This is a genomic window from Curtobacterium sp. PhB128 (assembly GCF_004340725.1).
Taxonomy (GTDB): Bacteria; Actinomycetota; Actinomycetes; order Actinomycetales; family Microbacteriaceae; genus Curtobacterium.
Map to the genome: position 1 here is coordinate 156,272 of NZ_SLUR01000001.1, position 23,421 is coordinate 179,692.

22 protein-coding genes are annotated in these 23,421 nt (G+C 72.4%); 11 read left to right on the plus strand and 11 right to left on the minus strand.

The genetic code is table 11. From position 1 onward, the window contains the following. Positions 1-63: 63 nt before the first annotated feature. Positions 64-762 carry an FCD domain-containing protein gene (locus tag EDF23_RS00700; protein ID WP_131846445.1) on the minus strand — a complete coding sequence of 233 codons (699 nt, stop codon included), beginning with the start codon at positions 760-762 and terminating at the stop codon, positions 64-66. A 206-nt stretch (positions 763-968) separates the two neighbouring features. Here EDF23_RS00700 and EDF23_RS00705 point away from each other — a divergent pair, with 206 nt between their 5' ends. Then, positions 969-2,519 (plus strand): SLC13 family permease, encoded by a 1,551-nt coding sequence (locus EDF23_RS00705; protein ID WP_207895419.1) that lies wholly within the window; start codon positions 969-971, stop codon positions 2,517-2,519. After that, positions 2,516-3,043: a gluconokinase gene (locus EDF23_RS00710; protein ID WP_123937732.1), complete on the plus strand. Its 528-nt coding sequence runs from the start codon at positions 2,516-2,518 to the stop codon at positions 3,041-3,043. Before EDF23_RS00705 ends, EDF23_RS00710 begins: the two co-directional genes overlap by 4 nt. Here EDF23_RS00710 and EDF23_RS00715 read toward each other — a convergent pair. Together EDF23_RS00715 and EDF23_RS00720 are read right to left on the minus strand one after the other, a co-directional pair. Continuing rightward, positions 3,040-3,954 carry a L,D-transpeptidase gene (locus tag EDF23_RS00715; RefSeq protein WP_131919975.1) on the minus strand — a complete coding sequence of 305 codons (915 nt, stop codon included), beginning with the start codon at positions 3,952-3,954 and terminating at the stop codon, positions 3,040-3,042. The two genes, EDF23_RS00710 and EDF23_RS00715, sit on opposite strands and share 4 nt — an antisense overlap. 64 nt (positions 3,955-4,018) lie before the next feature. Further along, positions 4,019-5,683 (minus strand): ABC-F family ATP-binding cassette domain-containing protein, encoded by a 1,665-nt coding sequence (locus EDF23_RS00720; RefSeq protein WP_131919977.1) that lies wholly within the window; start codon positions 5,681-5,683, stop codon positions 4,019-4,021. A gap of 81 nt (positions 5,684-5,764) precedes the next feature. Between EDF23_RS00720 and EDF23_RS00725 the strand changes: the two genes are divergently transcribed. Next, on the plus strand, positions 5,765-6,181 hold the full coding sequence (locus EDF23_RS00725; protein WP_131919978.1) for an HIT domain-containing protein: 417 nt from the start codon (positions 5,765-5,767) through the stop codon (positions 6,179-6,181). Positions 6,182-6,265: 84 nt separating this feature from the next. Beyond that, the gene (locus EDF23_RS00730; RefSeq protein ID WP_123294430.1) at positions 6,266-6,571 is read left to right on the plus strand and encodes an EthD family reductase; all 306 of its coding nucleotides are present in this window, start codon (positions 6,266-6,268) and stop codon (positions 6,569-6,571) included. An 89-nt stretch (positions 6,572-6,660) separates the two neighbouring features. Here the strand turns inward: EDF23_RS00730 and EDF23_RS00735 are convergent, their stop codons facing one another. Then, on the minus strand, positions 6,661-6,990 hold the full coding sequence (locus EDF23_RS00735) for a hypothetical protein (protein WP_131919980.1): 330 nt from the start codon (positions 6,988-6,990) through the stop codon (positions 6,661-6,663). A gap of 65 nt (positions 6,991-7,055) precedes the next feature. On the opposite strand from EDF23_RS00735, the gene EDF23_RS00740 reads away from it, so the two are divergent. Then, positions 7,056-7,955: an NmrA family NAD(P)-binding protein gene (locus EDF23_RS00740; RefSeq protein ID WP_131919982.1), complete on the plus strand. Its 900-nt coding sequence runs from the start codon at positions 7,056-7,058 to the stop codon at positions 7,953-7,955. 107 nt (positions 7,956-8,062) lie between these two features. On the opposite strand, the gene EDF23_RS00745 is transcribed toward EDF23_RS00740, so the two are convergent. From EDF23_RS00745 to EDF23_RS00755, 3 genes are read right to left on the minus strand one after another with little or no spacing between them, the layout of a single operon-like run. Then, a complete protein-coding gene (locus tag EDF23_RS00745) occupies positions 8,063-8,950 on the minus strand; it encodes an alpha/beta hydrolase fold domain-containing protein (RefSeq protein ID WP_131919984.1) in 888 nt (295 codons plus the stop codon). Beyond that, entirely contained in the window at positions 8,947-9,639 is a 693-nt protein-coding gene (locus tag EDF23_RS00750) for a TetR/AcrR family transcriptional regulator (RefSeq protein ID WP_131919986.1), read from the minus strand. The genes EDF23_RS00745 and EDF23_RS00750 overlap by 4 nt, the downstream gene beginning before the upstream one ends. 9 nt (positions 9,640-9,648) lie before the next feature. Then, a complete protein-coding gene (locus EDF23_RS00755) occupies positions 9,649-10,413 on the minus strand; it encodes an acetoacetate decarboxylase (protein ID WP_123294243.1) in 765 nt (254 codons plus the stop codon). 80 nt (positions 10,414-10,493) lie between these two features. On the opposite strand from EDF23_RS00755, the gene EDF23_RS00760 reads away from it, so the two are divergent. After that, the gene (locus EDF23_RS00760; RefSeq protein ID WP_123339781.1) at positions 10,494-11,360 is read left to right on the plus strand and encodes a 3-hydroxyacyl-CoA dehydrogenase NAD-binding domain-containing protein; all 867 of its coding nucleotides are present in this window, start codon (positions 10,494-10,496) and stop codon (positions 11,358-11,360) included. A 55-nt stretch (positions 11,361-11,415) separates the two neighbouring features. After that, positions 11,416-12,861: an amidase gene (locus EDF23_RS00765; protein WP_131919988.1), complete on the plus strand. Its 1,446-nt coding sequence runs from the start codon at positions 11,416-11,418 to the stop codon at positions 12,859-12,861. A gap of 168 nt (positions 12,862-13,029) precedes the next feature. Here EDF23_RS00765 and EDF23_RS19060 read toward each other — a convergent pair whose 3' ends face one another. Genes EDF23_RS19060 through EDF23_RS00780 form a run of 3 tightly spaced genes read right to left on the minus strand, consistent with a single transcriptional unit; the run spans position 13,030 to position 16,606 of the window. Next, positions 13,030-14,685: an extracellular solute-binding protein gene (locus tag EDF23_RS19060; RefSeq protein ID WP_165900966.1), complete on the minus strand. Its 1,656-nt coding sequence runs from the start codon at positions 14,683-14,685 to the stop codon at positions 13,030-13,032. A gap of 47 nt (positions 14,686-14,732) precedes the next feature. Beyond that, positions 14,733-15,626 (minus strand): carbohydrate ABC transporter permease, encoded by an 894-nt coding sequence (locus EDF23_RS00775; protein ID WP_131919990.1) that lies wholly within the window; start codon positions 15,624-15,626, stop codon positions 14,733-14,735. Further along, the gene (locus EDF23_RS00780; RefSeq protein WP_123294248.1) at positions 15,623-16,606 is read right to left on the minus strand and encodes an ABC transporter permease subunit; all 984 of its coding nucleotides are present in this window, start codon (positions 16,604-16,606) and stop codon (positions 15,623-15,625) included. Before EDF23_RS00780 ends, EDF23_RS00775 begins: the two co-directional genes overlap by 4 nt. 109 nt (positions 16,607-16,715) lie before the next feature. Between EDF23_RS00780 and EDF23_RS00785 the strand changes: the two genes are divergently transcribed. The 4 genes from EDF23_RS00785 (at position 16,716) to EDF23_RS00800 (ending at position 21,696) form a co-directional block, all read left to right on the plus strand. Beyond that, on the plus strand, positions 16,716-17,819 hold the full coding sequence (locus EDF23_RS00785; RefSeq protein ID WP_123937745.1) for a substrate-binding domain-containing protein: 1,104 nt from the start codon (positions 16,716-16,718) through the stop codon (positions 17,817-17,819). Between the two features lie 128 nt (positions 17,820-17,947). Further along, positions 17,948-19,042, plus strand: a complete 1,095-nt coding sequence (locus EDF23_RS00790) for a hydroxyacid dehydrogenase (RefSeq protein WP_131919992.1) — start codon at positions 17,948-17,950, stop codon at positions 19,040-19,042. A gap of 99 nt (positions 19,043-19,141) precedes the next feature. Then, positions 19,142-21,040 carry a heparinase II/III family protein gene (locus EDF23_RS00795; RefSeq protein WP_131919994.1) on the plus strand — a complete coding sequence of 633 codons (1,899 nt, stop codon included), beginning with the start codon at positions 19,142-19,144 and terminating at the stop codon, positions 21,038-21,040. Beyond that, positions 21,037-21,696, plus strand: coding sequence for a ThuA domain-containing protein (locus tag EDF23_RS00800; RefSeq protein WP_165900967.1), 660 nt, complete (start codon positions 21,037-21,039; stop codon positions 21,694-21,696). Before EDF23_RS00795 ends, EDF23_RS00800 begins: the two co-directional genes overlap by 4 nt. A gap of 79 nt (positions 21,697-21,775) precedes the next feature. Here EDF23_RS00800 and EDF23_RS00805 read toward each other — a convergent pair whose 3' ends face one another. Next, complete coding sequence (locus EDF23_RS00805) at positions 21,776-23,380, minus strand: DUF4832 domain-containing protein (protein WP_131919998.1); 1,605 nt, start codon at positions 23,378-23,380, stop codon at positions 21,776-21,778. Between the last annotated feature and the right edge of the window lie 41 nt (positions 23,381-23,421).

The window sequence follows — 23,421 nt, forward strand, 5'->3', positions numbered from 1 at the left end:
GAACCTCGGCGGTCAGCGCCCGGCGTGCCGGCCCTCGCCCGCCCCCGCACCGCGCCCGCCCCGTCAGGGCCGCGGGGCCTCGGCGATGAACTCGTCGCGCGTGACGCCGACGAGCGCCGTCGTCGCGGCCGCCGCGGCGGCCCCGTCACCCGCGACGAGGGCGTGCCCGACGGCCTCGTGCCGGAGGGCGGCCTCGCGCGTCCAGCGCGTGATGGTGTCGCGCGACTCCGACGTGCGGGTGCGCAGCAGCGCCTCGACGGTGCCGGCGAAGTGCGCGAAGACGGCGTTGCCGGAGCCGGTGAGCAGGGCGCGGTGGAAGCGGACGTCGGCCTCGAGGTACGCGCGGCTGTCCTCGCGCGCGCAGGCGGCGAGCATGTCCTGCGCGGCGTCGAGGACGGCGGACGCCCCGGAGCCGCCGGCGGTGAGCGACGCTGCGACGGGTTCGACGCCGAGCCGCAGTTCGAGGAGTTCCCGCTGCTGCACGAAGTAGGCGGGCGAGGCGCCACGCCAGCGGATGACCGTCGGGGCGAGCAGTTCCCACGACCCGATGCCGAGCACCTGCGTGCCGACGCGCTGCCGTGGTTCGACGAGTCCGAGCGACTGCAGGACGCGGAGCGCCTCGCGCACGACCGACCGGGACACGCCGAACTCGTCCGCCACGAGCTCGGGGCGGACCACCGTGCCAGGGTCGAGCGCACCGTCGACGATGCGCTGCCCGAGGGTGTCGAGCACGTGGGCGTGGAGTCCGCGGGCTGGGGGCATCGTTCCTCCGTGCAGTACGGGTCGCGCGGTCGGCGTGACGTCGGTCCCATCGAAACGGCAGACTGCGTCCGAGGGCGGATGGCGCGCGGCGGATCGTCGTATAGTCTGATTAATCAGATTATTGAGGGTCGGTGCGTGCAGCGCCAGCCGCCCCTCGACACGAAGGCGACGGAGCCGCGCGGCAGCGGCTCCAGGAAGGGGCACCGATGCCTCACGCTCCAGTCCACCTGCTCGCCCACCCCGTGGGCACGGTCCTCGCGGCCGAGGGCGGCGGCACCGAGACGGTCGACCCGTCCGGTCCGATCCCGCAGCTGATCATCGCGGCCCTGGTCGGCATCGTCGTGATCATCGCGCTCATCACCTGGCTCAAGGTCCACCCGTTCATCGCGCTCGTGATCGGTGCCCTGGGCGTCGGCATCGGGGCGGGGCTCGCGCCGGACAAGGCCGTCGTGAGCTTCGGCAACGGCTTCGGTGCGACGATGACGAGCGTCGGCATCCTGGTCGGCCTCGGGTCGATGTTCGGCAAGATGCTCGTCGACTCCGGCGCCGCCGACCGCGTGGTCGACACCCTGGTGCGCAGGTCGTCGAAGGCCGCGCTGCCGTGGACGATGGCCCTGATCGGTGCGCTGATCGGCCTGCCGATGTTCTTCGAGGTCGGCCTCGTGCTCCTCATCCCGATCATCGTGCTCGTCGCGAAGCGCAGCTCCGTGCCGATCATGAAGATCGCCGTGCCCGCCCTGGTCGGCCTGTCGACGATGCACGCGTTCGTCCCACCGCACCCCGGCCCGCTCGTCGCGATCTCGACCGTCGGCGCGAACCTCGGCACCACGCTCGCCTTCGGCATCGTGCTGGCGATCCCGGTCATCATCCTGGCCGGACCGGTGTTCGCCCAGTTCGCGGCCCGCTGGGTCGACATCCCCGCGCCTGACATGTTCGGGTCGCGTGGGTCGGACTCCGGGGCGGCGTCCGGTCCGCAGGACCCCGCCTCGGGCGGACGGGAGGCCCGGCGCGGCCCCGCCACGCAGGACACCGCGTCCCTTCCCAACGGCAAGAGCGACTTCACGCGCGTCATCAGCGAGCCCCGCAGCCCGTCGTTCACCGTCGCGCTCATCGGCATCCTGCTGCCCGTCGTCCTCATGCTCGCCCAGGCCGTCCGCGAGGCCACGATGCCCGACGCCGCTGGCTCGTGGGTGAGCCTGCTCGACTTCCTCGGGTCGCCGATGATCGCGATCGGCATCGCGGCGATCTACGCGATGGTCTTCTTCGCGATCGGCGGCGGCATGGACCGGTCCGCCGTGGCGAAGTCTCTCGAGAGCGCGCTGCCCCCGGTCGCCGGGGTGCTGCTCATCGTCGGTGCCGGCGGTGGGTTCAAGCAGGTGCTCATCGACACGGGCATCGGCGGCGTGATCGCCGACGCCGTGAAGGACTCCGGCGTCTCGGTGCTCCTCGTCGCCTGGGTCGTGTCGGCACTGGTGCGTGTCGCGACCGGGTCGGCCACGGTCGCCACCGTGACCGCGGCGGGCATCATGGCCCCGATCGCCGCCGACCTGTCCACGCCGATGACCTCGCTGCTCGTGCTGGCGATCGGTGCGGGCTCGGTGTTCCTGTCGCACGTCAACGACGCCGGGTTCTGGCTCGTCAAGGGCTACCTCAACACCACCGTGGGACAGACCTTCAAGACGTGGACGGTGCTCGAGTGCCTCATCTCGGTGCTCGGTCTGCTCGGGGTGCTGCTGGCCGGGGTGTTCATCCGATGAGCAGCGACTCCGCTCTGGATGCGCGTGTCCTGGTCGTCATGGGGGTCTCCGGTTCCGGCAAGTCGACCGTCGCCGCGATGGTCGCCGAGCAGCTCGGGTGGGACTTCGCCGAGGGCGACGCCATGCACCCGCAGGCGAACGTCGACAAGATGCACGCCGGCACACCGCTCACCGACGAGGACCGCTGGCCGTGGCTCGACGTCGTCGCCGGCTGGATCCGCGGGCACCTCGACGCCGGCACGCACGGTGTCGTGACCTGCTCGGCGCTGAAGCGGTCGTACCGCGACGTGCTGCGGGCGCCCGGCGTGGTGTTCGTGCACGTGGCCGGTGACGGCGCGTTGATCGAACAGCGCATGTCGCAGCGGTCGGGCCACTTCATGCCGACGTCGCTGCTGCAGTCCCAGCTCGCGACGCTCGAGCCGCCGCAGGACGACGAGGCGCACCTGACGATCGCGGCCGACCGCACTCCGGAGGAGGAGAGCGCCGAGGTCGTCGAGCGGCTCGGGCTCGGCGGCGGCCGCTAGCTGAACCGGATCGGGGTGCCGACGGGCAGGGCGGCGAGGGTGCGGGTCATCTCCGCCGAGATCCGCACGCACCCGTGCGAACTGCCGGTCGGGTCGGGGTAGTAGTGCAGCGCCGTCAGTGCCGCGTTGCCGCCGTACGACGGGATCCGCGACGAGTGCGCCCCGGTCAGGATGATCGGGTTGCCCTGCGTGTAGGTCACGCGGGTGTCCACGTACGCCGCTTCGACGTAGGTGGCGGTGTCGGACGGTGTGGGGTCCTCGGGGGTGCCGAGCCGGGCCGCCTCGGTCGCGGCGACCTGGCCGCTCCGGGTGACGACGGAGACCGTGCTCCGGGCGACGTCGACGCGGATCATCCGGTCGGTGTCGGCGACCGTGAAGTCGGCGGCCCGTGCCCAGGCGAACGTGGCGCTCGGCGCGTCCGGGTCACCGCCGTCGCCCGGGGTGCGGTTCCGGGCCGGGGTCGAGACGAGGAGCATGCCGCCGTCGACGCCGGGCGACCGGCCCCAGACGGCGGTGGCGGCGGGCAGGTCGATCGTCGACACCAGGTGCGACAGCGTGGCCACCGGGCGGGCGCGGCTGGACGGGCTCGCGTACAGGGCCACGAGGTCGTGCCGTGGGGTGGCTATCTGCCAGGTGTCCGCGGGGCGGACGTCCCCGCCGTCGAGCAGTTCGGGGACGACGCCGTCGTGGAACGCCAACGGCAGGGCGGCGAGGGCGGCGGCCGACGGTGCTCGGGGGACGGCCGCGAGCGTCGGGGTGGGGGTCGGCGTCGGCGTCGCGGTCGGGGTGGCCCGTGCGACGTGGGTCGGGTCGGCGTCCGGCCGGTCGGCGGTCACCCCGACGACGACGGCGGCCGCGACGGCGAGCGCAGCAGCAGCTCCGACCACGGCGATCCAGCCCCTGCGTCGCATCGGCATCCCCCTGTGCTCCTGGTCCAGCGTGCGCTCGTCGTCTGGGTGTGTGCTCCTGGTGTCGTCAGCGTTCGGTGACCCGGCCGGCGTCGACGTGCCACTGCCGGTCGAGGCGGACGGTCTCCAGCATGCGCCGGTCGTGCGTGACGAGCAGCAGGGTGCCGTCGTACGACTCCAGTGCCTGTTCGAGCTGCTCGATGGCCACCAGGTCGAGGTGGTTCGTCGGTTCGTCGAGCACGAGCACGTTCACCCCGCGGGCCTGCAGCAGCGCGAGTCCGGCGCGGGTCCGTTCGCCGGGGGAGAGCGCCGACGCGGGCCGTCCGACGTGGTCGGCCTTCAGCCCGAACTTCGCGAGCAGCGTCCGGACGTCGGCGGTGGTGTACTCGGGCACGATCGCCTCGAACGCCGCGGCGAGCGACTGGTCGCCGGTGAAGGCCGCACGGGCCTGGTCGACTTCGCCGATCGCGACGCTCGACCCGAGCGAGGCGGTGCCGGTCGTCGGTGCCTGCTTGCCGAGCAGTGCCCGGAGCAGCGTGGACTTGCCGGCGCCGTTCGGTCCGGTGATGCCGATGCGGTCGCCGCCGTCGACCTGCAACGACACCGGGCCGAGCGTGAAGTCGCCCTGCGTGAAGGTGGCGTCGGACAGGGTGGCCACGACGGCCGAGGACCGGGGCGCGCTGCCGATCGTGAACTCGAGCTGCCACTCCTTGCGGGGTTCCTCGACCTCGTCGAGCCGCGCGATGCGGGACTCCATCTGGCGGACCTTCTGCGCCTGCTTCTCGCTCGACTCCGAGGCGGCCTTGCGCCGGATCTTGTCGTTGTCCGGGGCCTTCTTCATGGCGTTGCGCACGCCCTGGCTCGACCACTCGCGCTGTGTGCGGGCGCGGGAGACCAGGTCGGCCTTGGTGGAGGCGTAGTCCTCGTACGCGTCGCGCTTGTGCTGCCGGGCGATCTCGCGCTCCTCGAGGAATGAGTCGTAGCCGCCGCCGAACAGCCGGTTGGACGACTGCGCCAGGTCGAGCTCGAGCACGCTGGTCACCGACCGTGCCAGGAACTCCCGGTCGTGGCTGACGAGCACGACCCCGCCGCGCAGGCCCCGGACGAACCCCTCGAGCCGGTCCAGCCCGTCGAGGTCGAGGTCGTTGGTGGGCTCGTCGAGCAGGACGATGTCGAACCGCGACAGCAGCAGCGCCGCCAGCCCGACCCGAGCGGCCTGCCCACCGGACAGCGCGGTCATGAACGAGTCCGGCCCGACGCCGTCGTCATCGGTTCCGGTCTCGAGGCCGAGGTCGGCCAGGACGGCGGGGATCCTGTCCTCCAGATCAGCGGCGCCCGCGGCGAGCCAGCGGTCGAGCGCCGTCGAGTAGCGGTCCGCGGCAGCGTCGCCGGCGTCCGGGTCGCCGAGCGCGGCAGCCGCGGCGTCCATGGCCTCGGTCGCCTCGGCCGAGCCGGTCCGTCGGGCGATGTACGCGGCGACGGTCTCGCCCGCGATCCGCTCGTGCTCCTGGGGGAGCCAGCCGACGAACGCGTCGGTCGGTGCGAGCGACACCGTGCCCGCTAGGGGCTCGTCGACACCCGCCAGCAGTCGGAGCAGGGTGGACTTGCCGGCACCGTTCACGCCGACGACGCCGATCACGTCGCCCGGTGCCACCGTGAGGTCGAGGGAGTCGAACAGCGTGCGAGCGGCGTACCCGCCGGACAGGCCCTTGGCGACGAGCGTGGCGGTCATGCGCCAATCGTCCCACGCGGCGGCGCGCGCACGGCACCGCCCTCGGAGCGCCCGGTGCTCCGGGTGCAGCACACTGGACGGATGGCATCCTGCGTCTTCTGCGCGATCATCGCCGGCGACGAACCGGCCGTGTGGGTCGAGCGCGAGGAACACGCCGTCGCGTTCGCGCCGCTGCCCGGGTCGGCGCTCGCGCCCGGGCACACCCTCGTCGCACCGGTCGAGCACGCCGACGACCTGCTCGGTGCCGCGCCGGTGGCACTGGCCGCCACCGTCGCGCTCGCGCAGCGTGTCGCACGGGCGATGCGGGGCGCACTCGGCGCCACCGGCACCGTCGTGCTGCAGGCCTCCGGCGCCGACGCCGGGCAGAGCGTGCGGCACCTGCACTTCCACGTCGTGCCGTGCTGGCCGGACGACGGCACGACGCACTGGCCGGAGCCGCCCTCGGCACACGTCGTCGACGGTGACCCGCACGCACTCCTCGCCGAGATGTTCGAGTAGCCGATCCCGGGCAGCGGTGCGCGGAACGGAGTGGAGTGGGCGCTGCACCGTCACCCGTCCCACCGACACCCGCAGGAGCACGCCATGACCACGAAGATCACCCTGATCATCGACAACCCGGCCGACCCGTCGGCGTTCGAGCAGTCCTACGTGGAGCTCGAGGCACTCGCCGCGAAGCTGCCCGGCCTGCAGCGGCTCGAGGCGGCGAAGGTCTGGCCGAAGGAGGACGGCACGCCCACACCGGCGCACCGCACCCTCGACCTGTACTTCGCCTCGTACGGGGATGCCTCCGACGCAGTGGCGACCGCCGAGGCCGGGGCGTTCTTCCAGCAGCTCGGCGGCACGGGTGCCACGTTCACCGGCCTGTTCTCCGACATCGAGCACGAGTAGCACCGGGCCGGGCCGGGCCTGGCCGGGCGCCGGGCCCGGGTCTCGGGCTCAGCGACATTCCTCGGGCCCCACGCCGCGAAGAGTGTCGCTCAGCGCGAATGTCGGCCCGGCAGACCCAGCACCGGCAGGGGCGCCAACCGCCCCGCGCCGACGGGCAGCACACCCGCGCGGTACTCGAGCACCTCGGCACCGCCGACGGTCACCGTCGCCGCGCCGAAGCGCCATGCCCGGTTGAACAGGTACACCCCGATCACGGTCCGGCCGTCGTCGGCGACTGCCCACGTGCCGGTGCCCCACTGCGCCGGGTGCCCGACCCCGTCGATCGTGACGGTCGGGCGGGCGAACCAGGTGAGCAGGGGGCGAGCGAGCCGGAGCTCGATCCGGCGCTTCGTCGTGCCGGAGGGGAGAGTCGTGTCCACCTCCGCAGGATACGTGGACTCCGCACCTGTACCCGCCGCACCCGCGCACCCGTAGCGTGGCGGCCATGACCACCACCGTCCTCGTCGCCGGCGCCACCGGAGACCTCGGCGGACGCATCGTCCGCGAGCTCCTGCAGCACGACACCCGTGTCCGCGTCCTCACCCGCCCGTCCAGCACCGGCGCCCAGCGGCAGTTCGCCGACGACGACCGCATCGACGTCGTCACCGCGGACTACACGGACGCACCGGCGCTGGTCACGGCGCTCGCCGGGGTCGACGTCGTCGTCTCCACGGTCAGCGGTACCCGCGCCGTGATCGTGGACGCCCAGCGTGCCCTGCTCGACGCCGCGGTCCAGGCCGGCGTCCCGCGGTTCATCCCCTCGGACTACGCCGCCGACTACCGCTCGATCACGCCCGGCTCGAACCGGAACTTCGAGCTCCGCCGCGAGTTCGCCGCCGCCCTCGACGCTGCGCCGATCCGTGCGACCTCGGTGCTGAACGGGGCGTTCACGGACATGCTCACCGGTCAGGCGCCGCTGATCCTGTTCGACCGCCAGCGGGTGCTCTACTGGTCGTCGGCCGACCAGGTCCTCGACTTCACCACGAAGGACGACGTCGCGCGCGTGACGGCGCTCGTCGCACTCGACGCGGACGCACCCCGTGTGGTCGAGGTCGCCGGTGACCGCGTGACGGCACGGTCGATCGCCGACACGATGTCCCGACTGACCGGCACCCCGTTCCGGTTGCAGTGGGCGGGGACGACCGGCACGCTGTCGGCGATGGCACGGATCGGCCGTCGGCTGTCGAAGGACGATGCCGAACCGTTCCCGGCCTGGCAGGGCATGCAGTACTTCGTGAGCATGTTCAGCGGTAAGGCGGAGCTCCACCACGTCGACGACGACCGCTTCGGTCCGCACGGGTGGACGAGCGTCCGCGACGTGCTCGCCGCCCACCTGGGCGTCTGATGGTCTGACGGTCCGACCGGGAGGCCCGCCCCGCGTCGCGCAGGACGGCCGGCGGTCCGCCGCCGTGGCCGTCACGGGCACGCGCCGGCCGGTTCCTGCGCTGACGGTCAGGTGCCGCGGACGGCCGCGACGATCTCCTGCCGTGCTGCTCGTCCGCTGCGCGTCGGCAGCAGGGGGAACACGTGCAGGGCGCCGGGGCGCTCGCCCAGCGTGACGTCCACGCCCGCTGCCCGGGCGGCCGCGACGAGCAGGTGCGCGTCGGGGTTGAGCACGTCGTGGGTCCCGGTGTGGACGAGCATCGGGCCGAGGCCGTGGAACGATCCGGCCAGGGGACTGACGACCGGGTCGTCGATCGACAGGCCGTCGGCCCACAGGTGACCGAGGACACGGCCCCCGTCGCGACCGAGCCACGGGTCGCTCGGTTGCACCTCGGGGATGCGCGGGTTCGAGAAGCCGAGGTCGAGCGCCGGTGACACCAGGACGGTCCGGAGCGACCGGACGCCCTGGTCGCGCAGGGTCTGGGCGACCGACAGCGCGATCTGCCCACCGGCGGAGTCGCCGGCGAGCTGCACCCGTCCGCGCCGGTCGATGACGCGGCGTGCGACGTCGAGGACCAGGTCGTGCGCCTGCCGAGCGTTGCCGTCCGGCAGGAGTCGGTAGATCGGCACGGTCACGGTGGCGCGCGCCTCGGCGGCGAGCTGGGCGATGAGCGCCCAGTGCTGCGGGGCGATCTCGTGGACCCACCCGCCGCCGTGCACGTACACGAGGTCGCGGAGCGGCGGCTGTCGGCTCGGGGTCACGGTGTACACGGGGGAGCCACCCTGCCGGTGGACGTCGACGCGCACGTCGGGCCGGAGGCGCTTCGGTGGTCCGAACGGCTCGGGGCGGAGGGCCTGTCGGCGGACGGCTCGGTGCGCTCCCGCTTCGGTGACGAACGGCGCGTTCGCGTGCGTGGCCCGCAGGAACAGGGGGACCGCGGCTTCGGGGACGATCACGCTGCGCCTTCCGCGTCGGCGGTGTCGGCGGTGTCGGCGGGGTCGTCGGGCTCGTGCGCCGGCTCGCTGAGCCCGAGGAGTGCACCCCGCACCGCGGCGACGCGGATGGTCGCGGCGTCGTCGTACAGCACCGTCTGGCTGACCGCGCCGACGTGCGCGGCGACGACCGCGCGGGTGAAGACGTCCGGGGCGACGGTGAGGCGCCGGCCCTGTGCCGTGACCGACTCGACGAGCAGCGGTTCGAGTGCCGCGTGGAAGGCGTCGGTGTGCGCTCGGAGCAGTGCCCGGAGCTCGGGTTCGTGTCGCGCCCGGGACAGCAGGACCGAGCGGATCGCGTACCACTTGCCCTCGGGGGGCAGGCCACCGAGGACCCCGGACACGATCGCGTCGACGGACTGCGGATCGGTCGTGCCGAGCGCGGCCCGGAAGCCGTCCGCGAGCCGCTCGACGACCACGGCCTCCTGCGCTTCGTACACCGCGAAGAAGAGCTCGTCGGTCGTCGCGAAGTTCGAGTAGAAGGCCCCGCGCGTGAACCCCGCACGCGCGACGATCGCCTCGACGCTGGCCGAGGCCGATCCGGTCTCGTCGAACAGCGCCTCGGCCGCGCGGACGAGCTCCGCGCGGGTGCTGCTGCGCCGCCGGGTGGGGCGGGCGGTTGCGGCGGTGTCGTCGCTCACTCGTGGGGACATCGGCTCATCCTAGGAGGCGTCGTCCGACCGGCGCGGGTCGGCCAGGTAGTCGTGCACGGACCGCACCGGCGCGAGCGTCAGGTCGGTCAGGACGTGCGAGGCGCTGATGACCTCGAGCACCGGCAGGTCGGCCATCGGCGCGAGGGCGTGCTCGAACAGCTGCAGGCGGGCGGGCCCGGTCCAGGCCCCCTTCACGACGATGTCGGTGATCTCGGTCCGCACGAGGTCGGCGGCGCGCAGCCCCAGGGTCGTCACGTCGGGGACGAGCTTCACCATCCAGGTCGGCACCGTGATCTGCGCCGCGGCCTCGACCGGGTCCATCGGTTCCCACTGGTACGCCATGGTCGCCGTCGCCACGCGCTCGGCACCGCGGTCGAGCGTGCCGACGAGGGCGCCCTGGTCGACGCGCAACCCCGGGGTCCCGAGCACCTTCGGGTAGGCGCTCAGTTCGCGACCGGCGAGCGTCGCCGCGGAGTTGTCGAGGTACATGGCGTGCAGGTACTCGCCGACCTCGCCGTCGTGGGTGACCTGGATCGCCTGACCGGACTCGACGTAGGGGCCGTAGCCGTCGACGTCACCCATCTTCATGACCTCGAACCGGACCAGCGGCGCGTCGACCTGCAGCGGCTCCGGCACGACGGCGCGGAGGGCGTCGGGGTCGGTCCGGTACACGACGTTGAAGTACTCGCGATCGGTGAAGCGCGTCGGGCGCAGCGGGTAGACCGGCCCGGTGAGGGGGGTGGTGGCGTGGCGGAGGACGTCCGAGGCCTGCATGGGAACTCCTTGTCGAGTTGCGATACGTTCCGTACTGAGTACGTTGTGTATCGAACGTACACCCGAGAACGAAGGACACCATGGGCTTCTCCCTGCCGACCGACATCCGCAACCGACCCGTCACCGTGATCGGCGGTGGGACCCTCGGTCGTCGCATCGCCCTGGTGTTCGCCAGCGCCGGCGGCGAGTCCCGCGTGTACGACCTCGCCGAGCCGGTCCGCACGGCCGCCGTCGAGTACGTCGAGCGCGAGCTCCCGGCGCTCGCCGCGGCGCGGGACGGGGGCGCGGTCGGCACCGTCCGCGCGTTCGACGACCTGGACGAGGCCGTCGCCGGTTCGTGGCTCGTCGTCGAGGCGATACCGGAGCGCCTCGACCTCAAGACGACGGTGTTCGGGCAGCTCGACCGCGCCGTCGGGGCGGACACGATCCTGGCGAGCAACTCGTCGTCGTACGCGAGCCGACTCGTGATCGACGAGGTCGAGCACCCCGAGCGCGTGCTGAACATGCACTTCTACATGCCGCCGGCGCAGAACGCCGTCGACCTGATGAGCGACGGGGAGACCGACCCCGCGGTCATCGACCTGCTGCTCGAGGTCCTGCCGACCTACGGCGTCCGGCCGTTCGTCGCCCGCAAGGAGTCGACCGGGTTCATCTTCAACCGCATCTGGGCGGCCATCAAGCGCGAGTCCCTGGCGGTCGTGGCCGACGGGGTCTCCACGCCGGAGGACGTCGACGCCATGTTCGCGGTGAACACCGGTTCGCCCGCGGGGCCGTTCCGGATGATGGACCAGGTGGGGCTCGACGTGGTCCTGGACATCGAGGAGCACTACGCGGCGGAGGACCCGCACCTGCCCGAGGGCCCGCGGCAGCTGCTCCGGCAGTACGTCGACGCGGGGCACCTGGGCGTGAAGACCGGCCGCGGCTTCTACGCGTACGACCAGCACTGACGGTCGACCAGCACTGACGCACGACCGGCACCGTCGCCGCCTAGGCTCGGGAACCGTGTTCGAACTCCACCACCTCGCCGCGCAGGAACTCTGGGACTGGATCCGCCGGGGGGAGGCGACCGCGCTCGAGGTGACGGAGCACTACCTCGCCCGCATCGAGCGCCTCGACCCGGCCCTCGGTGCGTTCGTGACGGTCACGGCGGACGCCGCGCGCACGAGAGCCGACCGTCTCGGGGACCTGGTGCCGACGTCCAGACCGTTGTGGGGCCTCCCGTCCGCCGACAAGGACCTGTACGACCGCGCCGGGGTCCCCACGCGCTCCGGCACCGCGAGTCTGCCGGAGCGCCCAGCCGGGGCCGACCACCCGCTCGTCGCGGCGCTCGACGCCGCCGGCACGGTGAGCCTCGGCAAGACGGCGTCACCGGAGTTCGGGATGTCGTCGTCGTCGGAGACGCGGTTCGGCGTGACGCGGAACCCCTACGACACGACCCGCGCGCCCGGTGGGTCGTCGAGCGGAGCGGCGGTCGCCGTGGCGGCCGGGCTGCTTCCTGCGGCCGTCGGGTCCGACGGCGGGGGATCGGTCCGGATCCCGGCCGCCGCGACCGGACTCGTCGGCCTGAAGCCGAGCCGCGGGCGGGTGCCGACGATGCCCGGTCGCTCCGGTGTCGGCGGGCTCTCCGTCGCCGGGCCGCTGACCCGGTCCGTCGCGGACGCAGGGATGCTGCTCGACGCCCTCGTCGCGCCGACCGGCCTGCCGGAACCGTCGCCGTACGCCCTGGTCACGCCGTCGCGCGGTGACGGCCCGTTCACCGCGGCGGCCGTCCGCGGTGAGGGACGCTTCGTCGTCGGGCTGCTCGACGGCTCACCGTGGGACGACACCGTCGACGTCGTGGTCGACCCCGCGGCGCGCGCTTCCGTCGAGACCGCTGTGCGGGTGCTCGGCGAACTGGGGCACGGCGTCGAGGACGTGCAGATGCCGCGGGCGCCGTACGCCGACGCGTTCCGGGTGGCGTGGGAGAGCTCCGCGGCGCGGCTGCCGATGGTCCCCGGCATCGACCTGACGGCGCTCACGCCGCTGGTGGCGTGGCTCGTGGAGCGGGGACAGCGACTCACCGGCACGCAGGTGCTCGACGCGATGACCGTGCTCGACACGTTCTCGGCGACGCTGATCGGTGCGTTCGACCGGTTCGACGCCGTCCTGTCACCGACCCTCGCACTGACCCCGCGGCCGCTCGGCTGGTACGGCGACGACCCGGACGAGGACTTCCGCCGCCAGTGCGCGTACTCGCCGTGGACCTCGATGGCGAACGTGGCCGGGCTGCCCGCGATCACCCTGCCCGTCGGGGTCACCGCCGACGACCACCCGGACGGCGGCGGCCTGCCGATGGGCGTCCAGTTGATCGGGCGGCCCGGGGGCGAGCGGGTGCTGCTCGCGATCGGGGCCCAGCTCGAGCGGCGGCTGCGCTGGCAGCGGCGGCACCCGGCTGCCTGGACCGCCTGACCGCCTGCGCGGGGGTCGACGCGTGTGCATGTTCCGACGATCCACGCGTCGATCGACTCGTGGAACGTCGCACCATGCACGTGCATCGGATGCGTGTGCATGGTGCGACGAAGCACTCGGTGATCGACTCGTGGAACGTCGCAGAACGCGTGCGAGCCGCCGCCCGGGCTAGCTCTGCTTCTCGATCGCCTCGGAGTACTCGCGGCGCATCTTGTCCCCGGCGGCCGACACCCACGTCGCCCGTGCGGCCTTCACCTTCGCCAGGTTCGTCCGCCCGAGCACGTAGTCGTTGCACACGCTGTTGAACGCGGTGCTCGCCGACGCCGTCGCCGCGGCCGAGGGGGAGTAAAAGCCGTCCACCGGGTTCTTCACGAGCATGTCCTGCGTCTTGGTCTGGTACTGGTGCGACTGCCGCAGCTGCTCGTCGAAGCGGACCGCGGTGTTCAGCACCTGCGGGCCGGCGCCGAGTCGGTACAGCGCGCTGGCGTTGATGGTCTGCTCGCCGGCCTTCGTCAGCGTCGCGTCCGGGCCGCTGCCGGTGTGGTGGACGCCCTTCTCGCCGTGGGTCAGCGTGAACGCCTCCTTCGACCCGAACGGTGCGGAGAGGTAGTCGATGAGCCGGAGCTGGGCCTTGATGCGTTCGGGCGTCGTCTTCTTCAGGGCGGCGAACGAGAAGCTCGACGTGCCCTGGTAGTTCGCACCGGGGCCGCCCGTCGCTCCGAAGGGCACGATGCCGCCCGTGACGATCCCCTTCGGCATGGACACGTCGAGCAGGGCGGAGATGCCGTCGAGGTGCATGAGCACGGTGCCGTTGTTGATGTACGTCTTCGCTTTCGCGCTCTCGAGGCTCGGGGTGTCCGGGTGGAAGACGCCGAGGTTCCAGAGCTTCTTGACGTAGCTGAGGGTCTCGAGCCACGCGTCGGTCTCGTTCTTGTGGGTGAGTTCGCCGCCCTTCGACATCGCCCACTGGTTCGGCACGCCGAAGGTGGCGCCGATGAAGTCGTACGCCCAGTCGACGCCGCTCGCCCCGCCCTGGCCGGCGATCGCGTACCGGCCGGCCTTGGCGTCGGTGACGGCCGTGCACAGCTCGGTGAACTCGTCCTTGTCCTTCGGGGCCGGTGCTGCGCCCGTCAGCTGCTCGATGAGGTCGGGGCGGCAGATCATCACCGACCCGAACGGCGGCCGGTGTTCGGGGACGCCGTAGATCTTCCCGTTGATGCGGGCGCTCCGCCACGAGGCGGTGGGGATGTTCGCCAGGTTCGGGTAGTCCTTGACGGCGTCGCCGGAGAGGTGCTCCGACAGGTCCGCGAACTTCGCGTCGAGCAGCTGCGGGAACCGTGGTGGCATTGCGAACGTCAGGAACTCGACGATGCCCGGGATGTCGTTGCCGGCGGTCATCGTCGCGAACTTCGCGGCGAACGAGTCGCCGGGCACGAACGTCAGGTTGTACTCGGTGTCCGTCAGGCCGCCGACGTAGTCGAGGAACGAGTTCTGCGCCGGCGGCGGCGCCGCGTAGGTCACGACGAACCCGGTGGTCTTCTCGCCGTCGCCGACCTTGCCGGTGACCGAGGTGAAGAGCTCGCTGTCCTGCGGGTACGAGTAGTACACGGGCTGGACGACGCCGTTGCCGGGCAGGTCGGGCTTCGGCCCCTTGGTGATGGGGACGTAGGTCGGCAGCGCGGCCACCTGGTCCGAGATGGTCGCGGCGTTGCCGCCGGTGGAGCACCCGGTCAGGCTGCCGGCGGCGCCGAGGGCGACGAGGCCGAAGGCGGCGCCGGAGATGAGGGTCCGGCGGCTGAGGCCGCCGGTGGTGGTGTCGGTCATGGCTTCTCCCTTGAAGCGTCGGGTGGCAGTGGGGTGGTGGGGCCGTGTCAGCCCTTGACGGCGCCCGTCAGGACGCCCTTGGTGAGGTGGCGCTGCACCAGGGGGTAGGCGGCGAGGATCGGGATGATCGCGATCATCACGACGGCCATCTGGATCGACTCCGCCGGCGGCTGCATCGAGGCGTCGGACCCGGCACCGGACACCAGGCTGGAGCCCTGCAGGACGTAGGTGCGCAGCACCAGCTGCAGCGTCCACTTCGTCGAGTCCGACAGGTAGAGCAGCGCGTTGAAGAACGCGTTCCAGTAGCCGACGGCGTAGAACAGGCCGACGACGGCGATGACCGCGCGGGACAGCGGCAGGACGAGCTGCCACAGGATGCGGAACTCGCCGGCGCCGTCGATCTTCGCGCTGTCGATGAGCTCCTGCGGGATGCTCATCATGAAGCCGCGGACGACCACCATGTTGAACACGCTGAACGCGCTCGGCAGGATCAGCGCCCAGTAGTTGTCGAGGAGTCCGAGCTGCTTCACCATCAGGTACAGCGGGATCATCCCCGGCGCGAACAGGAACGTGATGAGCACGAAGGTCAGCAGCGGCCGCTGGAACAGCGATCCCTGTCGGCTGAGCGCCCACGCGGCGAGCACCGTCGACGCCAGACTGATGACGGTGCCCACGACCGTGACGAGCAACGTGGTCACCACGGCGCGGGTGACGACCCCGCCGGACAGGATCTGCACGTACGCGGACAGGTCGAACGACCGCGGCCACACGACGTAGCCGCCGGCAGCGGTGACGTCCGCCTGGCTCGACACGCTCGTCGAGAAGACGATGAGGAACGGGAACAGCACGACGGCGAGGATCAGGACGATCGCGACGGCCTTGAGTGCGAGGACGACGGGTGTGGGTTTTCCGGCCCAGACCGGACGGGCGATGGTGCTCATGACCGTGAATACACTCCCTGCTCACCGAGCATGTGGGCGGCCTTGTTCGCCGCCATGATGAGGACGAACCCGACCAGGCCCTTGACCAGACCGACCGCGATGCCCGTGGACCAGTTCCCGTCGACGACGCCGTGGTAGTAGACGTAGGTGTCGAGGACCTCGGCGGCATCGGCCCCCACGGCGTTCCGTTGCAGGATGATCTGCTCGAACCCGACGGACAGGGCCTCGCCGAGCCGCAGGATCAGCAGGAGCACGATGATGGGACGGATGCCCGGCAGCGTGACGTGCCAGAACCGGCTCCACGCTCCCGACCCGTCGATCGCGGCCGCCTCGTACAGGTTGTCGTCGATCGCCGCGAGCGCCGCCAGGAAGATGATCGTGCCCCAGCCGGCGTCCTTCCAGATCACCTGTGACGTCAGCAACAGCTTGAACGTCTCCGGGTCGCTCATGATCCCGATCGTCCCCATGTCGAGCTGCCGCAGCGTGTGGTTGACCACACCGCCGGACCCCAGCGACTGCTGGAAGAAGCCCACGACGATCACCCACGACAGGAAGTGCGGCAGGTAGAGCACCGACTGCACGGTCGCCCGGAGCCACGGCCACACCAGCGAGTGGATGAGGATGGCCAATGCGATCGGCACCGGGAAGAACAGGATGAGCTGCAGGAACGTGATCTCCAGCGTGTTCACCGTCGCCCGCCAGAACTCCGGGTCGGCGAACATCAGCTGGAAGTTCGTGAACCCGACCCACGGGCTCTGGGCGATCGGGATGTACGGCTGGTAGTCCATGAACGCGATGACGTTGCCGATCATCGGCACGTACACGAACAGCAGCAGCAGGACCACCGCCGGCGCCACCATGAGCAGCAGCGGGTAGTCGCGCCGCAGCCGAGCGAGGAACGGGACCTTCCGCGGGGCCGGGGCGCCACCGGACCGGGTGGTCCGTGGCTCGGTGGTCGGATCGACCAGCGTCGCGCTCATGTGGCTCCTTTGCTCACGTGGCTGGGGGTTTCGTCATCCTGTGGCGTCCGTATGATGACGGTCAAGCCGCGGTATTCACCCGCACACGAATCGAACACTGGGAGCGACGATGCACCCGACCAGACGCCACGAACGGATCCTCGCCGAGCTCCGCGTGCACGGGACCCTGTCCGCCTCGGACTTCGCCGAGCGCGAGGGGATCTCGGCCATGACGGTCCGCCGCGACCTGTCCGAACTCGCCGACCGCGGCGTGCTCCGGCGCGTGCACGGCGGCGCCGTCTCCGTCGAGACCCTGCCCACCGCCGGCGCACCGCACCGACCCGCACCCCGCCCCGACCGGGACACCACCGACGGCAGCGGCGCGCTCTTCACCCTTGGGCTCGTCGTCCCCGACCCCGGCTACTACTTCCCGAAGATCGTCGCCGGCGTCGCCGAACGCACCGAGGCCCTGGGCGGACGCGTCGTGCTCGGCGTCTCCCGCTACGAACCCGCCCGCGAACGCCAGCAGGTCGAACGCCTCATCGCCGCCGGCGTCGACGGGCTGCTCGTCACCACCACCGTCGCCGACGCCTTCACCACCCTCGAGCTCCTCGACCACGCACCGATGCCCGTCGTCGTGGTCGAACGCTCCGTGGTCGAGGCCCCCGTCGGCTCCGCGCTCGAGTCCGTCCGCAGCGACCACGAGTCCGGCGCCGGCATCGCGGTCCGCCACCTCGCCGAACTCGGGCACCGCCGCATCGGCATGGCCGTGTTCGACACCCCGACCACCCCGCAGCTCCGCACCGGGTACGACCGCGCCGTCCGGCAACTCGGCCTCGACCCCGACGCCCCGGTCCAGGTCATCCCGGACGACCAGGGTGTGGGTGCCGCGACCAGGGCCTTCATCGAGCGCTGCCTCGCCACCGGCACCACCGCCGTCTTCGTGCACTCCGACCAGTACGCCGTCGAGTTCGTCGAGACCGTCACCGAGATGGGCCTCTCGATCCCGGACGACCTGTCCGTGGTCGCCTACGACGACGAGGTCGCGGCGCTCGCCGGGGTGCCGCTCACCGCGGTCGCGCCCCCGAAGAACGACGTCGGCCGGTTCGCGGCCACGATGTGCTTCGAGCGCATCTCGGCGACGGCGCAGGTCGGCTTCGCCCGTCGGCACATGACCCTGGCGCCGACGTTGAGCGTGCGGGCGTCGACCGCGGCTGTCGTCCCCGGCCGGTGAGCGGCCGGCGCGCAATCCGCGCGCCCGTCGTGTTCACTTCGTGAGCGTTTGCGCCCCGCGGCTTGACTCCGCACACCGCCGAACGCTGGCATGGGGACGCCGTACCCCCGGAGAGGAACCGTCCGACGATGACGTCACGCCCCGTCACGCCCCGAGCGCAGCCCGCGCCCCCGGCGGTGCCCGTGCCCCCCGCCCCACGCGGCCACGCGCACCGCTCGCCCGTCCCCGTCGCCTTCGTGATGCCCGAGGCGACCTTCACCCGGGTGTTCGACCCCGGCGACCTCGCCGCCTTGCACGCTTCCGAGGCCGTCCGGCTGGTCGCCGACCGTCCGCTCGACCCGGACGACCCGTGCGACCTCCCGCTGCTCGCCGACGCCGAAGTGCTCGTCACCGGGTGGGGCACCCCCGTGCTGTCCGCGGACCGTCTGGACCGGATGCCGCGGCTCCGCGCCGTCGTGCACTCCGCCGGGTCGGTCAAGCCCGTCGTCGACACCGACGTGTGGGAGCGACGGATCGCCGTGGCGTCGAGCGCCGCCGCGAACGCCGTCCCGGTCGCCGAGTTCACGGTCGCGGTGATCGTGCTCGCCGCCAAGCGGGCGTTCGCCAGCGCCGCCGCTCTGCGTTCGGACGACACCCCGGTCGACGTCGAGGGCTCGTGGCCGGTCGTCGGCATGCACGGCGTGACCGTCGGTGTCGTCGGCGCCTCGCGCGTCGGGCGGGCCGTCATCGAACGGCTCCGCGACTACGACGTCCGCGTGCTCGTGAGCGACCCGTACCTGGACGACGACGAGGCCGCGCTGCTCGGCGTCACCGCCGTCGACCTCGGCACCCTCGCCGCCTCGAGCGACGTCGTCACCCTGCACGCGCCGCTGCTGCCGTCGACGCGGGGGCTCGTCGACCGTGCCGTGATCGGGCGGATGCGGCCGGGTACCACGCTCGTGAACACCGCGCGCGGGGCGATCGTCGACCAGGACGCCCTCGCCGACCGCCTGGACCGCGGCGACCTGGCCGCCGTCCTCGACGTCACCGAGCCGGAACGCCTGCCAGCGGACGCCCGACTGCGGTCGACGCCGAACACCTTCATCACGCCGCACATCGCCGGATCCCTGGGCAACGAGCTGCGTCGGCTCGCCGACAACGCGGTGCGCGAGACCATCGCGTTCGCGGCCACCGGCGCGTTCACCGACCCCATCGTCCCCGACGGCTTCGCCGTCCAGGCCTGAGCTGCAGCCCACCGGCCGCCACCACCAACCGCCGCCACCAGCTGCCACCCACCAGCCGCCAGCACCCGTCCACCACCGTCACCACCCGGAGACCACCCCATGACCGTCACCGTCGACGCCCCGTCCTTCACCGACCGGTTCACCCCGGCAGCGCGCGCGGCGCTCCGTCCGCGCACGTGGCGACCCGCGCCTCCCGTCAGCGACCGCCCGGCGTGGGCGCACGTCGCGGATGCCGACCGGGAGGCCCTGCTCGCGGTCGCGCACGACCGTCGCGCCGCCGCGGCGGTCACCTTCCCGACCCTCGCCCTGTGGGCGACGTACAGTCGCGACGGGAACCGCCAGCCGTACGAGCGGGCCCAGCGGAACCTGCTCGAGTCCGCCGCGACCGCGGCCCTGGCACTCGGCGTGACCGGCGACGCCGAGTGGGCGGACGTGCTCGGCGACCAGGTCTGGCGGATCCTGGAGCTGCGCGCCTGGTGCCTGCCGTCGCACTACGCGCTGCCCGAGGACGGCAGCCGGCCGTTCCTGCCCGTGCCCGGTCGGGACGTGCTCGACCTGTCCGACGCCTACGTCGGCGGCATGCTTGCGGCGATCGACGCGATCGCGGGGGAGCGCCTCGAGCAGGACCGCCCCGGCATCCGCGCGCACGTCCACCACGAGATCCGCCGCCGCGTGCTCGACCCGTGGGAGCAGGAGGTGTACTTCTGGCACGGGGTCGACGGGCCGCCGAACAACTGGGCGCCGTGGATCGTGTCGAACGTGCTCGTGTGCGCCGCCGTGGTCGAGCCCGACCGCGATCGCCTCGCCGCGACGATCGACCGTGCGCTCGTGATCCTCGACCGGTTCCGCGCCGGCTACGACGCCGACGGCAGCTGCGACGAGGGTGCCACGTACTGGTGGTGGGCCGGCGCGACCCTGTTCGAGGCCCTGGACCTGGTCGAGGAGCTCACCGGCGGCGCGTTCGACGGCTTCTCGGTCGAGCCGGTCGCCGCGATGGCCCGGTTCCCGATGGGCATGCAGATCGGTGCCGCGACGCAGGTCAACCACTCCGACGGCTCCCCGGCGCTGGCCGAGAACGCGAACTGGGACCTGCTCGCCCGCTTCGGGGAGCGCGTCGACGACGACCGGGTCGTGCGGCACGCCCGGTGGATGGGCCGGCAGCACGCGTTGCGGTTCGACGGGCAGCTCGCCGCGCTGTTCCGTCGGACGCTCGCGGAACTGCGGGACCCCTCGTGGACCGACGGGCCGGCCGAGCCCGGGATGCCCGCGTCGCTGTGGCTGCCCGGCACCGAGGTCGCCGTCGCCCGTGCCCACGACGGCGCGACCGACGGGTTCGTCCTCGCGGTGAAGGGCGGGCACAACGACGTCAGTCACAACCACAACGACGCCGGCGGGGTGATCGTCTCGCTCGACGGCGAACCGGTGCTCATCGACGTCGGGGTGGGCGTGTACCGCCGCGAGACGTTCATGCCGGAGCACCGCTACGGCATCTGGACGATGCGGAGTGCCTGGCACACCGTCCCGCTGCCGAACGGCGTCGAACAGCACGAGGGCGCCGCGTTCCGCGCGACCGGCACCGTGTTCGAGGACGACGGCGACGTCGCGTCGTGGTCCGCCGACCTGACCGCCGCGTACCCGGCGACCGGCGGACTGCGATCGCTCCACCGCACCGCGACGCTCGACCGGGCGGTGCCCCGTGACCGCGCCACCGAACGCGTGGTCGTCCGCGACACCTGGACGTTCGCGGAGCCCGGCACGATGACCCTGGTGCTCATGACCCGCGACGAACCCGTGCCCGTCGACGGCGGGCTGCGCGTCGGCCCCGCCCACCTGTCCGTCGACACCGATCGGTTCGCGGTGCACGTCGAGCGGCGGGACGTCGACGACGCGAAGCTCGAGCGGGTCTGGGGCCCGGCGGTGCACCGTGTGCGGCTCGTCGCGCGGCAGGCGTCCACCGACGGCGAGCACGCGCTCACCGTGACCCGGGCGACACCGTGAGCGCGGTCCTGCTCGGCGGCTCCGGACGCTGGACCGACCCGTGGCACCCCTTCGCCGAGACGAACGCGGCGGTCACGGCGCTCGCTGCGTCGGCCGGCGTCGCGCTCGAGCAACCGGAGGACGTGGACACCGCCCTGGCCGCCCTCGCGACCGGACCCCTGCCGTCGCTCGTCGTCGTCGACGTCGGGCTGCCCCGGGACGACCGCCCGGTCCCGCTCACCGACGCCCGGGCCGGCTTCCACCGCCTGCTCGCGAGCGACGTGCCGCTGCTCGTGCTGCACGTCGCCGCGACGTCGTTCGCCGACGACCCGCACTGGGAGCGTGCCCTCGGCGGGGTGTGGGAGCGCGGCACGACGATGCACCCGCCGTTCGGGCCCGCGACCGTCCGGGTGGTCGACGCGGCGCACCCGATCACCGCCGGCCTGCCGGACTTCACCCTGGAGGACGAGCGCTACACGCACCTGCGGGTCTCGCCCTCGGTGCGGGTCCTGCTCGACCACGAGCACGAGGGGGAGCGGCACCCGCTCGCCTGGGTGCACGAACGACCCGGCGGCGGCACCACCGTCTACGACGCGCTCGGCCACTCCGCCGCGTCGTTCGCGTCACCGGAGCACCGCGCGTTCCTGACGCGCGCCGTGACGCTCCTCGCGCGCTGACGGGACGGGGCGGGGGCGACTGCCTGGAGGCCCGGTGCCGGTCTCGTGGACCGGCACCGGGCCTCCAGGCAGTCGCGTCTCAGGCGATGGTGACGTCGCCGACGACCAGCCAGCCCGCCTGCTGCGTGCCCTGCGCACCGAGCTCGATGCCGGGGGCGTTGCCCGCGGTGGTGTCGACGATCGCGATGCCCCACCGGTACGCACCCGCCGCGACGCCGGCCAGCGACGGACGGAACGCGTACGACGTCGGGGAGCCCTTCAACCACGTCGACGGGTCGGACGCGGTGTCCACGAACGTCCCGGCCACGCTGCCGTCCGCACGGAGCAACGCGACCGCTGCCTTGTACTTGCCGTTCCACACCGGCAGGTTGTCGGGGAGGTAGCCCCACCCGGTGTTCGTCCACTCGTGCGTGACGTCGACCGTCGCGCCGGCGGACGCCGAACCGGGCACGACCACGCGCGACGGGTGCAGGCGGTAGCCGCCCTCAGCGTCGAACCGCTGCGTCAACGGGAAGGTCTGCGCCGCGAACCACGACAGGGCCTCGCCGTTCCGCAGGTCCATCATGTTCACGTGCGCCTCGACCGAGTCGTCGAACTCGCCCTGACGGACGTCGGCGGTCGTCACGTACCCGCGCGGGTCCTGCGTGACGTCGTGCTGGGCCGTGACCCACCCGCCCTCCATGATGATCGGCCGCCGGTACCGCCACTTCGCGGCCATCGACTTCTCCCAGTCCGCGTAGTACGTGGTCATGCCGAAGGCGTCGTGGCGCAGGACGTAGCCCTTCTCGTACGCGCCGTCGAGCATCCGCTCGCTCTCGGGGTCCGGGGCGCCCCAGTCCTTCGGGCCCCCGATCATCCGGTGGTAGTTCAACGCCAGCGGCACCCGGGTGAAGTGCTCCTGGTACAGGTCGATGATCCAGTCGAACACCGGCTCGCGGTTCGCGGCGTCCTGGTACAGCATCGAGTGGCCCTCACCCCACTTGCCGAGCCCGTACCCATCGATGAAGTCCGTCGTGGCCGGGTCGTCGTACTGCTCGCCGAAGGCCGCGACGAACGCGGCGTACTTCGCCTGGAACACCGGGTCGTCCGGGTACGGGCTCCACACGGTCTTGCTGCCGGTCTGCGTCTCGTACCCGGCGGCCCCGGCGGCACGCACCCACGCGGGCGTGAAGTCCGACGACTTGTCGCGACTGTCCACCACGACGCGGAAGGCCAGCCGCAGCCCACGGCGACGGGCCTCGGCGAGGATGCCCGCGAACGCCGCGTTCGTGTCCCAGCCGTACACGCCCTCGGACGGCTCGAGGATCGTCCACGAGACCCGCATGTACATGACCGAGGCGTGGTCGGACACCGTGACCGTGGTGCCGTCGGGCAGCGGGACGTCGTCGTACTGCGTCCAGTAGTTCGCAGGCGGTGCCGACGAGCCGTACAGCGCCCAGCCGTTGAGCGGGTTCCGCAGGACCGTGGTGGTGTCGGCGGCGAACTCCCGCTCGACCGCGGCGGCGAGGTGCGGGCGACCGGGGTGGCCGGGGCCGGGGCCGGCGGGGCCTGCGCCTGCGCCGGGGTGGGCGCGGCCGTGGGCACTCGCCGGTGTGCTGCCGAGCACCCCGCTCGCTGCCGATGCGGTGGCGACGATGCCGAGTCCGAGTGCCGTGCGCCTGGTGATGTCGTGCGACTTGCTCATGCGTTCTCCCCTTCGAGAAGCGATCGGTGCAGGTCGATCGT